Genomic DNA, 14,081 nt, shown 5'->3' with positions numbered 1-14,081 from the left:
GAAGCTGTTGCGCACGGGCAGGCCCCCGCCCGCCCGGCTTGCACGGACCAGATGAAGCGGTCACGAGACCTTCAGCGACGGCACCGGATCGGGGTCGCGGAAAGTGGTCGTCAGCGGCGGTGCATCGGGGTTGAAGGCCGCGATTTCCAACGGCAGACCGTTCGGGCCATAGAAATAGATCGAATGCAGGCGACCGTTGGATTCCTCGATCTCGCTGACCGGGACGCCATGCTCGCGCAGGCGGTTCTGGAACCAGACGACAGCCTCGCGGCTTTCGACGCCGAAAGCCAGGTGATCAACCTGCGTCGGGTGCCCCGGCGCCCCCGCCCCAGGCCAGAGCAGCGGCAGAAAGACCGACCGCTGATCCTCGGGCTGCCATTCGGGAATTTCGACAATCGCCAATTGGGTGCCGCCGAATTTCAGGAAATACAGGCGGTTGATTTTGGTGCGCGGGATGTGATCAATAGATCCCGCCGATTTGTCCCACAGCAGTTTCGCGGTCTTGCTGTCCTGAGAAGATCCGCCAGCCGTGGCGACGACCTTCATCCCCAGCACATCCTGATAGAATGGCAGGGTTTCCTCCATGCTGCGGCAGGTGATGAGCAGATGGTTGATCCCATTCAATGAATAAGACATTCGTTTCCTCCCGATTTCAATAGATGCGCGCGCCGCGCATCCCGGATTTTCCGACAAAGCCAGATCCTGCCTTCGCCATTCAACATCTGGTCAGAGTTGCGCCTGGACCAGATGAAGGATCAACCCGTCGTGGTCCTCCGTCAGCCGCATCTGACAGCCTAGGCGACTGCTTTCGCGGCGGTCGTCGACGATATCCAGCATGTCCGATTCGAAATCCTCCATGCCGGAGAATTTTTCCCGCCATTGCGGATCGACATGGACATGGCAGGTCGCGCAGGCACAGGCCCCGCCGCAATCTCCCTGAATGCCTGGAACGCCGGTTTCAACCGCAAGCTCCATGATCGTCTGACCCGGCGAAGCTTCACGTTCGTGGGTTGTTCCATCCGGCTCAACAAAAATCACACGCATTGAGAGTGCCGATCCGAAAGGTCTGTCATTTCACCAGCCGGACGAACATCGGCTCGAAGCGCCGGGTCGTCAGGCCGATATATTGCGGTTCAGGCTTTGTGCGATCCAGCTCGACATCTGGATACTTCTGCAAGAAAAGCTGCAAAGCCTCGCGGACCTCGACCCGAGCAAGACCTGACCCGACGCAGTTTCGCGGGCCAGAAATGAATGTCATATGATCGCGTGGATTTTTACGCTCAAACGACATGTCGGCCGGGCAGTCATAGATGCCCTCATCGCGATTGGCGGCACCCATCAGGGGAAATACCAGATCATTCTTTCGGATCGTAACGCCCGCGATCTCGGTGTCCTGGTTTGCGCGGCGGGCTCGATAGTGAATCGGCGGCAAAAGCCGCAGCACTTCTTCGACATAGCGTTGCTGGATGTCGTTGTCGCCCGCGATGAACCTCGCCTTGAATTCCGGCCGCTTCAGCATGAACCAGAAGGAATTGCTGATCGCCATGGTCGTGGTGTCGTAACCGCCCAGAAAGACCGTGTTCACGTTGACGAATGTGTCGTCGATCGTCCAATTGTCCAGGATCGTCGGCCCGTCGCGCCATAGCTTGCTGATCAGGTCGGCTCCCGGATTGTCGCGGCGATGTTCAAGAATCGGGCGAAGCTGGGCCTTTAGCTCCTCGGTTGCCTGCGACGCGCTCTTCGACACATCCGATGTCATGGCGCCCCGGCGGTTGAAGAAGCCCGCCAGCAAAGCAAGATTGCCCTGCGCGCGATCCATGAACTCCTTGTCGCGCCAAGGCAGGTCCAGCACCGCCGCCACCACCCGCACAGGAATGAGGTCGATGAAATCGGCAACCAGATCAATTTCGGTCCGGCCTTCGACATTCTCCAGGGCGGCCAGGATCACATCGCGAATCAGGCCGTCACGCATGGCGCTGGTCTCGGCCGGGGTGAAGGCTTTCATCATCCAGTTGTGCAGCTTTCGCTGCGGCTCTCCCGTGAGGGTTTTCAGCGGGCGCAGCCCCGGCGACATGACCGCATAGTCGCCACCCGCATCGCCGTCCGGGTGGCGGAAAAGTGTATTGTCGCTGCGGAATACTTCACGGCAGGCGGACAGCGTCGTCACCAGCCAGCCGTTCATGCTTTCATCCCATACGACCGGCCCAGTGCGGCGCAGGTCGGCGTAGAAATCGAATGGAACGGTGTTCTCGCTGCCCCGAAGATGCATGGGGCATCCGGTATGGCTTGTCTCCGTCAGTTCGACCGTAGTCATGGTTGCCTCCCTCCATGAGAGAATGAATATTAGCTATAGGGAATATTCCGTCAAGCCAGTCTCTTCATCATGCTGCCATTGATCGTGGGTTTCGCGCTGGCAAAGGGGGCCGCCGCGAACACCGCTCAGAGGTTTTCGTCATCGACAAGCCGCAGGACGCGGCTCTCGACATTCACGATCAGCTCGGGCGCCGAGCTGATTTCGCCGGATTTGACGCGGCGGCGAATCTCGGCGACGACAGCCTCGGGATCATCCGTATCAAGGCTGTAGATGGCGAGATAGCGTTGAGGGATGCGGGCATTGCCCTGCCCGCTAAGACGCTGCGCGGAAACGACACCCGGCACTTTCAGAATATCCGGCATATGCGATGCGGAATACCAATCGTTATAGGCGTCTTCCCGGTCGGGACTAGACGGATCGCTCCAGACGAGCATTTTGTAGATCGCCATTCCATCCACTCCGATAAACTGTGCGGTGCCCAAATCAAGCGGCCAATGTCCGAAGCCACCGCAGCGGCATATTGGCTTCCGCTTCAGCGTTCAGCTTCCGGCCGTCTCGGTCGATTTCACCGGAGATGAGGCCAATTCGACGATGCCCGCCGCGGCAAGATCCCCGATCCTTGCCTCGTTCAGGCCAAGAACATCATGCAGGACCTCGCTTGTGTGCTGGGCGAAATCCGGCGCCGGATCCGCCCGCGTATCGTCCACGCCGGACATCTTGATCGGGTTGCCGATGAAGCGGCGCGGACCCGCCACCGGGTCGTCCACGGTCACGACCATATTGCGCGCCTTGACCTGCGCGCTTTCCAGCACCTGCAATGTGTCAAGGATCGGCGCGCAGGGAATGTGATAGCGCGCCAGTGCCGCCACCACCTCGTCCGAGGTCAGCCCCGCCGTCCAGGCGGCCACCACGCGGTCCAGTTCCACGGCATTCTTCACCCGCAGGACAGAGGTTTTATATTCGGGCTGGTTCGCCAGGTCCGGCTGGCCGATGGCCTTGCAGAAGCGGATCCAGATCGGATCGCCGCCGACACCGATATTGACATAGCCGTCCAGCGTCTTGAACGCCCCGAACGGCGCGCTGGTGCCCGAACGCCCCCGAGGCGGCGCCTGCCCGGTAAATGAGGCCAGCCCCAGCGGCAGTTCGTTCAGGTTCACCATCGCATCATGCATGGCGACATCGACGCGCTGCGCCTCGCCGTCCTTGGTGCGGCGGAACAGCGCCAGCACCGTGCCCAGCACCGCCATCATGGCCGAGGAATGGTCGCCCACGGCGAGGCCGTTGTAGTTCGGGCTGCCGTCCTGGCTTTCGCCGCGCATCTGCAAGCCGGACACGCCCTGCGCGATGATGTCGAAGGCCGCCATGTCGCCATAGGGGCCGCCGGACACCACGTCGCCATGGCCGAAGCCGGTCAGCGTGGCATAGACGATCCTGGGATTGGCCGCTTTCAGGCTTTCGAAGGTCAGGCCCAGCCCGATCAGGGACTGCGCCCGCATGTTGGACCAGACCACATCGGATTTGGCGACCAGATCCATGAAGATCGCCCTGCCCTCGGGCTGGCGCAGATCGATCGCCACGGATTTCTTGCCGCCCATCACCCGGATCTCGGACATGGAGCGGCGGCGGCCGTCCTTGACGACCGAGGGCCCCACGGTGCGCAGCGCATCGCCCGCACCGGGGTTCTCGATCTTGATTACATCGGCGCCGAAACGCGCGAAGACGAGGCTGCCGATATTGCCGGCATAATAGGTCTCAAGCGCGAGGACGCGGATCCCCTCCAAAGGCAACATCGGCATCTCCTTCCCCTAAGCGATGCGATCAGGCGGCGGGCGCGTGAACGGGCGCGGCGCCAGCGCGCAGCGGCAAAAGCACCTCGCCCTTGCCGGTCAGGCTGGTGTCGCCCAACTGGTTCTTGGCCTCGATCTCGACCTTGACCAGCCCGTGCGGGCCATGCTCGGCTTTCTCGGTCACCGTCCCGGTCAGCCAAAGCGTGTCGCCCACCAGGTTGGGCCGGCGCAGGCGCACCTCGAACATCTTCACATGCCCGTGGTCGCCGATCCAGTCGGTCAGAAGCTGCCCCGACCAGCCCACGCGGTTCCAGCCGTTGTCGTAGACGCCCGGCATGCCGGCGGCGGCGGCGGTGGAACTGTCCATATGGCCCAAGCCCGGCCAGTTCATCTCGCGCAGCCAACCCAGCGAGCGGTTGTTCGGGATGGTCTCTGGCGCGTGATGGGCGGCGTGGCGGATCTTCCAGTGGATGTTGGTCGAGAAATAGCCCAGCGGCAGGTTGCCCGCGTAATAGGCGATGATCGCCTGATGGGTCAGCGGCCCCTTGACCAGCACAGGGATCTTGTCTCCGACCTTCACGTCATCCCAGTAAAGCGGCACATCGCCCCGGCGCTTGTAGTCGATGATCTGCCGTTCGATATCGGCGAATTCCTCGGGCGAGTAGACATGCTGCGCGCGGGGCTTGTAGTTCAGCCCGCCGCCCTGCGAGGGGCGCGGCACGCGCAGCGCCTGAGTCCAGTAGCGGGCCAGCAGCTCGCCATCGGGGGTGTGATAGGTGGCCTCGCCTTCCTGCACGACCATGCGCTTGGAATTGGAGCCCGCCTTTTCGAAAACGTCCAGCAGGCGCGCCTCGGGGATGATGCGCTCGCCCCGGCGGGGCAGGCGGTTCACCTCCCAGCGGCCAGTGCCGAAAAAGCCCTGAAGGCCGTCGAAGCCCGGCGTCACCCCGGCCGAGAAGATCGAATAATAGAAGGTCGGCGATCCCACCACGCCGCCATGCACCGATTTCGCGGCGTAATCCTCATCGCACCACAGCGGGTTATCGTCGCCGATGCCATGGGCATAGTTGCGGATCGTGTCGATCGTGGCCTCGCGGTTGTGCTGCATGATGCGCAGCGGCTGGCCGATCAGCTTGCGGCATTCGTCGATGTCGCTTTGCAGGATGTCGGTATTCTCGCTGAAAACAGCGCTGGTTGCGGCGGTCATGTGGTCGGCTCCTCCCTTCCGCGCGGCGCGCGGCCCGGTCATTTTCCATCGAAAACGTATCTTCTCTATAATGAACGAAACGGGCCTGTCAAGCCGCAGCCCCGTCCGGCCCGACAAAATGGCCATCCGGCTGGCGGTGCTGGCGCTGGCCGGTCGCGGCGGCGCGGTAGATGGCGTCCACCAGGTGGTGGCGGCGGAGAGCATGGGCGAAATCCGCGTGCCGCGGGGGGCGGCCATGGATCGCTTCGGCAAGCGCGCCGTAGCTTTGCACCACGTTGAAGGCCGGACCCCTTGGCGCGGGATAGGGCGGCTCGGCCCCGTCGCGTGTCAGGGCCGCGCGCGTGCCGTCCTTGCGGATATGCTCGACCCGGAATTCGGCGCGCTGGACGGATCCGCCCCCCTCGCCCGGCAGCAGGATCAGATCGCCCTCGGTGCCGTGGATCTCCCAGCGCAGGCCGGTGCCGGGCGACGGGCCGCCATACAGCCCGAAGGTAAAGAAGGCGCCGCCCTCCAAAAGCCCGCTGGCCGCGACATGCTCGGGCGCGTCGCGGGGAACGGGGCCGACATTGACCACATCCACCATGGGGATCTGCACGCTTTCGCTGGCCACCAGGCTGTCGATCTCGCCCAGCACGAAGGCCAGCCCCTCAAGCGCGTGGCCGCCCAGAATCGGCAGGAAATTCCCACCCGAGGCGCGTTTCTGATTATAGACGAACTTGTTCGTCCAAGGCATCGACAGCGCCAGCGAGGTCGAGACGACGCGCCCGATGACCCCTTCGGCGATGATTCGCCGCAGCCAGATCAGATCGGGCGAGAAGCGCGCCTGCAATCCCACGGCAGCCACAACGCCGCGCGCGTCCGCCAGCGCCGCCAGATCCTGGGCATCCGCCGTGGTCGATGCCAGCGGCCATTCGCAATAGACATGCTTGCCCGCATCCAGCGCCAGCCGGACCAGCGCCGCGTGATCCTCGACCCGGACGCAGACGGCGATCAGGTCGATCTCCGGGTCGGTCGCCAGATCTTCGGGGCGCCAGTAATGTTTCGCCACGCCATGGGCCTGCGCTGCGGCCTCGGCCGATTCGCGGCGCGTGGTGCAGACGGCCGACAGTTCATATTGCGGCAAGGCACGCAGGGCCGGCACATGCGCCAGCGCCCCCCAGCCCCCCGGCCCCGCCCCGATCAGCCCGACCCGGATCGGCCCGCCCTTCACATCCGCCATCACGCCGCCCCTTCCGGTTTTTCAAAGAGCGCGATGGATTCCATCGCCAGCCCATAGCCCAGCAGATCCTGCATCGACCGGCGCAGATGCTCGGTCAGCAGAAGCCTCGTATAGCGCAAAAGCAGCGTCGGCCGCCGCGCCAGATCCGCCGCCAGCTCCTGCGCGCGCGCCATCAGCGCATCCTCGGGCAGCACCTCGGCCACCAGCCCCAGATCCAGCGCCTCGCGCGCCTCGATGATCTTGCCCGTCAGCAGGAAATGCCGCCCCCGGTTCATGCCCAGCAGCAGCGGATAGACGATATGCATCCCGTCGCCCGGCACCAGCCCGGCCTGGAAATGCCCCGAATCCTGGAATTTCGCGCTTTCCGAGGCCAGCACGATGTCACAGAGCAGCGGCAGTTCCGAATGCCGCCAGGCCGGGCCGTTCACGGCGGCGATCATCGGCACCTCGATGTTCAGCAGGTTCATCTGAAGATGCCGCCCCTCCCAATGCACCCGGTCCACCACTTTCAGATCGGGCCGGTCAGGGAAGGAGGATGTGGTCGGCGTCGCCTGCGGCCCAGAGAACCAGTCCCCCGTGCCGGTCAGGATGACGACCTTGTTGTCCCGGTCCCGGCCCACGTCCAGGAAGGCCTCCGGCAGGTCGGTATGGGCCTGAAGGCTCCACATCAGCGGGCCGCCATCGGTATGCAGCCGCATCGTCAGAACGCCATCCTGCCGCTCAAAGCTGACATTCTCGTATTTGTCCCTATAATCAGACAGACGGGTCATGATCCTCTCCTCCGCAATTTCGCTGCCCCCTTCGGGGTGCATCCGGTGGCGATCGGGGAAGCGACCCTCTGCGTCGCTGCGTTGACACGCGGTCGTCGCCATCGTAAATGACTATTCTCTATAGAGACGCATTGTGGATGTCAGCACAAGCCCAATTCCAGAACGGATAGGGTTGGCGGCCGTGTCATCCGCGCAATTATCGGGAGGGGGGAGTATGGATTTCGCCAACAAGACGGTGCTGATCACCGGAGGAGCGCGCGGCATCGGCGAAGCGACCGCAAGACATTTCGCCGCCAAGGGCGCGAAGTTGATCGTGCTGGATGTCGCGCAGGATCTGGGCGAGGCATTGGTGGCCGAGCTTGGCGCCGGTCATCGCTTTGTCAAGCTGAACGTCACCGACCCTGGCGCATGGGCGGATCTGGCTACGACCCTTGACGGCGTGGATCTGGCGTTTCTTAACGCAGGGGTGATGTCGCGCCCGTTCGGCGCGCCGATCTTCGACGATCCCCTGGACTGGATCGGGCCGGAAACATACGCGAAGATGGCCGATATCAATATCGGCGGCGTGGTCCACGGCATCTCGGCGCTGTTGCCGCTGATGCGGGGGCGTCCGGGGGCAACTTTCCTGATTACCTCCTCGGTCGCCGGGGTCGCGCCCTTCGCGATGGATCCGCTTTATGCGATGACGAAATACGCGCTGGTCGGGCTGGCGACATCTCTTGCGCCAACGCTGGCGGCCAAAGGGATTAAGATCGTCACCATCCTGCCCCGTGGCATAGAAACGCCGCTGACGCCGCCGGACCTGCGCCAGAAAATGACGGATGAAGGCCGGCTGGAACCGCCCGGCGTGATGGCGCAGGCCATCGACGACATTCTAGACCAAGCGCAGAATGGAGAGCTTTGGGTAGGAGGTGGACATACGGAATCCTACCTTTACGCGCCGAATCCGCTTCGTCCGCACAAGGCGTAGATCGGCACTACCGTTCGCTATTAAAACTGGCTATGCTCGCTAACGGTGCCAGCTTTGCTGCGCTCAGGTGTCATAACGGCTTTCTCAAACCAAACTTATGCCAGAGATGAAAACTCGATTGCAAAGCAAAGAACTTGCCCAAGGAAAACTCGTTGGGGCTTTGGCGACGGGGCTGAAAGTGCTGCGCTATCTGTCCGAAAGCCAGCGGCCGGTAGGAGTCAGCCAGATTGCCCGCGATCTGAAGCTTAACGGCAGCACCTGTTTCAATATCCTGAAGACGCTGGTGCAGGAGGATCTGATCGTCTTCCTGCCGGACGACAAGACCTATCAGGTCGGGCCGGGCCTTCTGGTTCTGGTAAAGGGCGTGATCGAGGGGGATGTCGTTCGCCGCGCGATACGGCCGCATCTGGAAGCCCTGGCCGCCACCCACCATGTCACCGCGACACTTTTCGAAAGGATCGGCGAAAACCGGATGATCCTGGTCGACCGGGCCGAGAATGCGAAAGACATTCGCGTTCAGATGAATCTGGGACAGCGCATGCCCATGCTGGCCGGCGCTTTCGGGCGTTGCATGGCGGCATTTCTTGACCTGACGGTGGAGGAGATCGAGGCGCGGTTCAACGAGGTGCGCTGGCAGGATCCGCCCAGTTTCAAGGACTATATGGCGGATGTCCGAAAAGCCAAGAATACAGGGTATGCCGTTGATCGGGACAATTTCGGAATCGGGGTCGTCATCATCGCGGCCCCGATCTTCATGGACAATGTGACGCCCTCCATGGTGATCAGCGTTGTCGGTTTCTCTGCCCAGATCGACGGTCCGACGGAACTGGCCATCGCGCGGGATCTGCGGACCCGTGCGCAGCAGGTATCCGAGATTTCGCAACGTCCGATGGTTTCCGTCGGACGACGCTAACGCGCAGACCGGCCGCCGCATCCCCTTAACGGGCGGCGCGGCCTTTTCTCAATATGTTCCGAATACCCATCGCGATGATGAAAACCGTCGCCGCGATGAAAATCAAGCTGATTGGGCGGGTCACGAAGATTTCGAAACTGCCCCGGGAAAGAATCATCGACCTGCGGAAATGCTCCTCCATGAGCGGCCCCAGAACGAAGCCCAGCAAAAGCGGTGCCAGCGGGAATTGCAACTGGCGAAGAATGTAACCGAAGATGCCGATTCCGACCATCAGCATCACCTCGAAGGTGCTGAAACTGATGGTGTAGACCCCGATGCACATAAACACCAGAACGGCAGGAAACAACACGTTCTGCGGGATCGACAGAATCCTGACCCACAGGCCGATCAGTGGAATATTCAGAACGACAAGCAGCAGGTTGCCCAGCCAGAAGCTGAAGATCAGCCCCCAAAACACTTCCGGGTGCTGCTCTATGACCTGTGGACCGGGGGTAATGCCATGGATCAGCAGCACCCCCAGCATCAGCGCCATCGTGGCGCTGCCCGGAATTCCCAGGGCAAGCGTCGGGATGAATGCCGTCTGATCGGCGGCATTGTTGGCGGCTTCGGGCGCGACGACGCCTTCGATGGCGCCATTCCCGAAACGTCCGGGATCTTTTGCCACCTTGCGTTCCAGCGAATAGGACAGGAACGACGCGACCGAGGCGCCGACACCCGGCATGACCCCGAAAAACGACCCTATCAAAGAGCCGCGCAGCGTTGGCCCGATGCTTTGGCGCACTTCGGCCCGACTGGGGATCATCTCGCGCAGGGTTGGCGCGCGGCCGACGGGTATCCGTCCCGTCTCTTCGCTGTTCATGATGATCTCGGACACTCCGAACAGCCCCATGGCCAGCGCGACAAGGCTTAGCCCGTCCGACAGTCGGTCAATACCAAAGACATAACGCTCGTCGCCGGTATACATATCGGTGCCGATCAGTCCCAGCATCACACCAAGCACGACCATCGTTACCGATCTTATCGGCGAGGCGTTCCCCACCATCGAGGCGGATATGAGCCCAAGGATCATCAGCGTGAAGAATTCCGGCGACCGAAAGCTTTTGGCCACCGATACCAGCGGCATCGACAGCCCCATCATCAGCAGGATGCCGATGCTGGCCCCGACGAAGGACGCAACCGCCGTCATGTAAAGCGCGACGCCCGCCCGCCCCTGCCGCGCCATCGGATAGCCGTCAAGGCAGGTGACGGCGCTGGAAGGCGAGCCGGGCAGGTTCAATAGGATTGAGGCGGTCGATCCGCCATAGGCCGTGCCATACCAGATACCGCCCAGAAAGATCAGCGCGGTCGCCGGATCAAGATAGAAGGTCAGCGGAAACAGCATCGAAATGGCCGCCAGCGCGCCGATCCCCGGCAGGACGCCGACGAAATTCCCGATCGTCACCCCCAGCGCGCAATAAAGGATATTCGAGGGTGTGAAGGCCGTCGCGGCGCCGGTGGCGATATTTTGCAGCAGGGTATCCATGGCTTAGAAAGACCAGGTAAAGGCCGGGATCTGAACGCCCAGGGCCAGATTGAAGATAAGAAAGGTGACCAGCACCAGGACCACGGTGATCGTCAACTTGCGCGGCCAGGATATCGACCTGTCCGCCGCGCAGAAAACAAGGCTGGTCCCGCCGACCGCCGGCGCAAGGCCCAACCGACCGACGGTCAGGCAGAACAGGCCCGCGCTTGCCACAACCGCAAGGATCGTCAGACACTCGCGCGGATTGATGCGCAGGCGCGGGGCGGACGGCTCCAGAAGAATGGCAAGGGACAGCAGGATCAGCAGGACCGAAAGGGCCAGGGGAAAATATCCCGGACCCATCCGTCGCAACTCGCCAAGATCAAGCTCGCTCAGCGCATATGCGCCCCATGACAGGCCAATGCCCGCAATGACCACTGCCGTCAGGATTTTGGAGCCGCGATTTTCCAAAGCACCCTCCCTTTCGCATCGGGCGGGGGCGGCAACCCATGCCGTGCCGCCCTGCACCTGTCATTTGCGCAGTCCAAGCGTTTCCGCGATGGTCCGCCATTCCCCGATCTGCTTGTGGAACTCGGCCTCGAACGCGGATGGTTCCATAGTTTGCGGCTCAAAGCCGAAACCACGCAGTTTGACCGCATTGTCGGGCGTGCCGACCGCCGCCACGATGACGGGATACAGCCTGGCGATGACCTCATCGGGGGTGCCGGATGGCGCAAAGACCCCGACCCAGCTTCCGGCCGCGCCCACCTCCAGCGGGTAACCCTGTTCCGCAAGCGTGGGCACATCAGGCAGAAGACCCGTTCGCGCATGGCCAAGAACCCCAAGTTGCCGAACCGTGCTGTCGCTTAGAAACGGGGTGCCAATGCTTAGATCGACCTCGCCGGCCACGATGGCCAGATTGCGTTCCGAAGCACTGGGGTAGGGAACATGCTCAAGCTTGATGCCGTAGGCATCCTGAAACGCCTCGCCCACCAGATGGCTGCTAGAGCCGATGCCGCTGGTCGCATACAGAAGCTCGCCCGGATTTTCCTTCGCGTGGGCGATCAGCGTGGCAATGTCCGCGAAGGACGCATTCGCGGCCCCGACGAAGGTGTTCAGCGACACGGCAAGCGTGGTGATCGGCTTCAACCGCTGGAAATCCGTATAGTCGGATTTCAGCGCGGCATTCGTGGTGATGGCGGAACTGGCGATCAGCAGGGTATGGCCATCCGCAGGAGCCGAGGCGACGATGCGATCGGCGATCGTGCCCGTCGCGCCGGGATGGTTCTCGACGATAAAGGGCTGGCCTAACTCTTTGTGCAGAGCCTCGGCGACAAGCCGCGCGGCAATATCGTTTATGGAACCGGCCTGATATCCGACGATCAGCTTTACCGGGCGATCTGGATATTCCCCGGCCCGTGCGCTGTGCGGCGCGCCCCCCAGGCCCATCACGACCATCAGCGCCCCCAGAAAAGCGGCCGGCCCTTGCAATATACGCATATCATCCTCCCATGTCATGCGTCTGCGGGGGTCATGGCCCCGTGTCGTGCGGGGCCATGATCATGCGTGTTTCACGCCCCTCGCTCGGGCTTGATCGTGCCGCCGAACCGTCCGACCCGCAGCAGGGGATCCACCCCGATGCTGGTGTCGAATTGCGCTGCGATCTGTTCCTCGGTCCAGCCGCCCTCGCGGAACATGGCCTTGGTCGCGCGGGGCTGGGGATAGGCCGCCACCCGGTCGCCGCCCACGGCCAGCACCTGGCCCGTCACATGGCGCGCCTTGTCGCTGGCCAGCCAGTTGACAAGCGGCGCCACGCGCTCCGGCCCGCCGGGGTTGTAGTTGGGGCTAAGCTTTTTCGTCATCCGCGTGGTGGCCGAGGGCGAGATGGCGTTACATGTGCCCCAGGGCGCCAGCGACAGCGCCACGCTGCGCATCAGGCCGATGATCCCTTCCTTGGTGGCCGAATAGTTCGGCTGGTTCGGGCTGCCCTCCAACCCGCCGGACGAGGTGAACATGACGATGCTGCCCGATTGCTGCTTATACATCTGCTGCGCGGCGGGCTGGACGGTGGCGAAATGGCCCTTCAGGTTGGTGGCGATCACCGTGTCCCATTCGTCTTCGGTCATGTCGAAGATATTGGCCGGGCGCATGATGCCCGCCACGGCGACCAGCGTGTCGATCCGCCCGAAATTGTCCAGCGCCGCCTGGATGATCCGGCGCCCGCCGTCGATCGTGGCGACGGTTTCAAATACGGAAACGGCCTCGCCGCCGGCGGCGCGGATCTCGGCCACCACGGCATCGGCGGGGCCGGCGCTGGCGGCGTCCCCGTCAAGGTTGACGCCATAGTCGTTGACGACCACCTTGACGCCGGCGGCGGCCAGACTGATCGCGCAGGCCCGCCCGATACCATTGCCGCCGCCGGTCACAACGGCGACTTTTCCAGATAGCGACATGATTTTCTCCCAGAGAACAGTTCAGAATGTGGCCAGCGGATTGACCGCGCAGCCGGTTCCCCCGCGCAGGCGCAGCGGGGCAAGCGTGAAAAGGAATTCCTGCCGGTTCCGGCTGGCGCAGGCGGTCACCAGATCGTCCAGCCGGGCGTTGTCGATCAGATGCACGCCCAGAAAGACCAGCGTGCCGATATGGATCGGCAACCGCGTGGGATAGGGAGAGGGCAGCACATCATGCCCGCCGTCCGACATCAGCAAGGAAACCTCGCGCTCGTGCAGCCACAGCAGGGTTTCGGGGTGCATCCCCGCCAGGTGCAGCTTGCCCTCGTTTCGTTCCGCCGTCTCGCCAAGGGCGCGAGCCCGTTCGTGCCGCCCGGTGCGGATGATGACCGCGTCGCCCTGACCCACGCGCAGCCCGGCGGCATCTTCGGCACGAAGCAAGTCCTCGGTTCTGATCGGCTGGTCGATGTCCAGCCAGTCGACCCCTCGCGACGCCGCGATGTCCAGCAGCACACCGCGCGTCACCACCCCGTGTTCCGTCGCGGTCAGGTCATTTCCCTGGCAGCCGGTCGACCGCATGGCCGAGGCCGGCACGCCGTTGTAGGAATAGCCGTCGAACACCAGATGGCAGAAGGCGTCGATATGCGTATGTGCCGGCCCATGCGCCGCGATGCCGATGAAATCGGTCACCGCCGAATAGCCCCGCTCGGGCGCCACATCGGCGGCCTTCACCATGTAGTGCTGCACGGGACAGGGGTTCAAAGCCGAGGATGCGGTGTTCAACTCTTGCGCGCAACTGACCGAAACGCCCTCATGCACAAGCCCGGCCGCGCGCCGACGCAGATCCGGCGTGATGTGGTTCAGGGCGCCCCGGCTGTCGCTCTCGCCCCATCTTCCCCAGTTCTTGATCCGCTCGAAAATGGCGCGAACATCGTCTTCGGTCATGCTCT

The 14,081-nt window shown here is 63.0% G+C and carries 15 protein-coding genes; 2 read left to right on the top strand and 13 right to left on the bottom strand.

Going from position 1 to position 14,081, the window contains the following annotated elements; translation table 11 throughout:
- Positions 1 to 60: 60 nt before the first annotated feature.
- The 8 genes from QM682_RS00340 to QM682_RS00305 all read right to left on the bottom strand — a co-directional run bounded on the left by QM682_RS00340 (position 61) and on the right by QM682_RS00305 (position 7,297).
- Positions 61 to 636, bottom strand: a complete 576-nt coding sequence (locus QM682_RS00340; RefSeq protein WP_415125927.1) for a VOC family protein — start codon at positions 634 to 636, stop codon at positions 61 to 63.
- Between the two features lie 90 nt (positions 637 to 726).
- Positions 727 to 1,044 (bottom strand): 2Fe-2S iron-sulfur cluster-binding protein, encoded by a 318-nt coding sequence (locus QM682_RS00335; protein WP_415125925.1) that lies wholly within the window; start codon positions 1,042 to 1,044, stop codon positions 727 to 729.
- Positions 1,045 to 1,069: 25 nt separating this feature from the next.
- Positions 1,070 to 2,314 carry a cytochrome P450 gene (locus QM682_RS00330; protein ID WP_415125923.1) on the bottom strand — a complete coding sequence of 415 codons (1,245 nt, stop codon included), beginning with the start codon at positions 2,312 to 2,314 and terminating at the stop codon, positions 1,070 to 1,072.
- Positions 2,315 to 2,439: 125 nt separating this feature from the next.
- The gene (locus QM682_RS00325; protein ID WP_415125921.1) at positions 2,440 to 2,763 is read right to left on the bottom strand and encodes a hypothetical protein; all 324 of its coding nucleotides are present in this window, start codon (positions 2,761 to 2,763) and stop codon (positions 2,440 to 2,442) included.
- 90 nt (positions 2,764 to 2,853) lie between these two features.
- Positions 2,854 to 4,104 (bottom strand): CaiB/BaiF CoA transferase family protein, encoded by a 1,251-nt coding sequence (locus tag QM682_RS00320; protein WP_415125919.1) that lies wholly within the window; start codon positions 4,102 to 4,104, stop codon positions 2,854 to 2,856.
- 28 nt (positions 4,105 to 4,132) lie between these two features.
- Positions 4,133 to 5,308, bottom strand: a complete 1,176-nt coding sequence (locus QM682_RS00315) for a MaoC family dehydratase (RefSeq protein WP_415125917.1) — start codon at positions 5,306 to 5,308, stop codon at positions 4,133 to 4,135.
- Between the two features lie 88 nt (positions 5,309 to 5,396).
- Positions 5,397 to 6,527, bottom strand: coding sequence for a Gfo/Idh/MocA family protein (locus QM682_RS00310; RefSeq protein ID WP_415125915.1), 1,131 nt, complete (start codon positions 6,525 to 6,527; stop codon positions 5,397 to 5,399).
- A complete protein-coding gene (locus tag QM682_RS00305; RefSeq protein ID WP_415125913.1) occupies positions 6,527 to 7,297 on the bottom strand; it encodes an enoyl-CoA hydratase/isomerase family protein in 771 nt (256 codons plus the stop codon). Before QM682_RS00305 ends, QM682_RS00310 begins: the two co-directional genes overlap by 1 nt.
- 214 nt (positions 7,298 to 7,511) lie before the next feature.
- On the opposite strand from QM682_RS00305, the gene QM682_RS00300 reads away from it, so the two are divergent.
- Positions 7,512 to 8,267 carry an SDR family oxidoreductase gene (locus QM682_RS00300; RefSeq protein ID WP_415125911.1) on the top strand — a complete coding sequence of 252 codons (756 nt, stop codon included), beginning with the start codon at positions 7,512 to 7,514 and terminating at the stop codon, positions 8,265 to 8,267.
- A gap of 118 nt (positions 8,268 to 8,385) precedes the next feature.
- A complete protein-coding gene (locus QM682_RS00295) occupies positions 8,386 to 9,180 on the top strand; it encodes an IclR family transcriptional regulator (RefSeq protein WP_415125909.1) in 795 nt (264 codons plus the stop codon).
- 25 nt (positions 9,181 to 9,205) lie between these two features.
- On the opposite strand, the gene QM682_RS00290 is transcribed toward QM682_RS00295, so the two are convergent.
- The 5 genes from QM682_RS00290 to QM682_RS00270 form a co-directional block, all read right to left on the bottom strand.
- Positions 9,206 to 10,702, bottom strand: a complete 1,497-nt coding sequence (locus QM682_RS00290; RefSeq protein WP_415125907.1) for a tripartite tricarboxylate transporter permease — start codon at positions 10,700 to 10,702, stop codon at positions 9,206 to 9,208.
- Between the two features lie 3 nt (positions 10,703 to 10,705).
- Positions 10,706 to 11,152: a tripartite tricarboxylate transporter TctB family protein gene (locus QM682_RS00285; RefSeq protein WP_415125905.1), complete on the bottom strand. Its 447-nt coding sequence runs from the start codon at positions 11,150 to 11,152 to the stop codon at positions 10,706 to 10,708.
- Positions 11,153 to 11,212: 60 nt separating this feature from the next.
- A complete protein-coding gene (locus QM682_RS00280) occupies positions 11,213 to 12,181 on the bottom strand; it encodes a Bug family tripartite tricarboxylate transporter substrate binding protein (protein WP_415125903.1) in 969 nt (322 codons plus the stop codon).
- 71 nt (positions 12,182 to 12,252) lie between these two features.
- Positions 12,253 to 13,134: an SDR family NAD(P)-dependent oxidoreductase gene (locus tag QM682_RS00275; protein ID WP_415125901.1), complete on the bottom strand. Its 882-nt coding sequence runs from the start codon at positions 13,132 to 13,134 to the stop codon at positions 12,253 to 12,255.
- A gap of 21 nt (positions 13,135 to 13,155) precedes the next feature.
- The gene (locus QM682_RS00270; RefSeq protein WP_415125899.1) at positions 13,156 to 14,076 is read right to left on the bottom strand and encodes a cyclase family protein; all 921 of its coding nucleotides are present in this window, start codon (positions 14,074 to 14,076) and stop codon (positions 13,156 to 13,158) included.
- Positions 14,077 to 14,081 lie beyond the last annotated feature (5 nt).

The sequence above is a fragment of the Paracoccus sp. (in: a-proteobacteria) genome, assembly GCF_047605025.1.
GTDB lineage: Bacteria > Pseudomonadota > Alphaproteobacteria > Rhodobacterales > Rhodobacteraceae > Paracoccus.
The sequence above is the reverse complement of the archived record's forward strand: the minus strand, read 5'-3'. Positions and strand labels throughout refer to the sequence as shown.

Coding starts and splice junctions, on each gene's coding strand:
- QM682_RS00340 (WP_415125927.1), bottom strand. CDS start 636: ATGTCTTATTCATTGAATGGGATCAACCATCTGCTCATCACCTGCCGC.
- QM682_RS00335 (WP_415125925.1), bottom strand. CDS start 1,044: ATGCGTGTGATTTTTGTTGAGCCGGATGGAACAACCCACGAACGTGAA.
- QM682_RS00330 (WP_415125923.1), bottom strand. CDS start 2,314: ATGACTACGGTCGAACTGACGGAGACAAGCCATACCGGATGCCCCATG.
- QM682_RS00325 (WP_415125921.1), bottom strand. CDS start 2,763: ATGGCGATCTACAAAATGCTCGTCTGGAGCGATCCGTCTAGTCCCGAC.
- QM682_RS00320 (WP_415125919.1), bottom strand. CDS start 4,104: ATGTTGCCTTTGGAGGGGATCCGCGTCCTCGCGCTTGAGACCTATTAT.
- QM682_RS00315 (WP_415125917.1), bottom strand. CDS start 5,308: ATGACCGCCGCAACCAGCGCTGTTTTCAGCGAGAATACCGACATCCTG.
- QM682_RS00310 (WP_415125915.1), bottom strand. CDS start 6,527: ATGGCGGATGTGAAGGGCGGGCCGATCCGGGTCGGGCTGATCGGGGCG.
- QM682_RS00305 (WP_415125913.1), bottom strand. CDS start 7,297: ATGACCCGTCTGTCTGATTATAGGGACAAATACGAGAATGTCAGCTTT.
- QM682_RS00300 (WP_415125911.1), top strand. CDS start 7,512: ATGGATTTCGCCAACAAGACGGTGCTGATCACCGGAGGAGCGCGCGGC.
- QM682_RS00290 (WP_415125907.1), bottom strand. CDS start 10,702: ATGGATACCCTGCTGCAAAATATCGCCACCGGCGCCGCGACGGCCTTC.
- QM682_RS00280 (WP_415125903.1), bottom strand. CDS start 12,181: ATGCGTATATTGCAAGGGCCGGCCGCTTTTCTGGGGGCGCTGATGGTC.
- QM682_RS00275 (WP_415125901.1), bottom strand. CDS start 13,134: ATGTCGCTATCTGGAAAAGTCGCCGTTGTGACCGGCGGCGGCAATGGT.
- QM682_RS00270 (WP_415125899.1), bottom strand. CDS start 14,076: ATGACCGAAGACGATGTTCGCGCCATTTTCGAGCGGATCAAGAACTGG.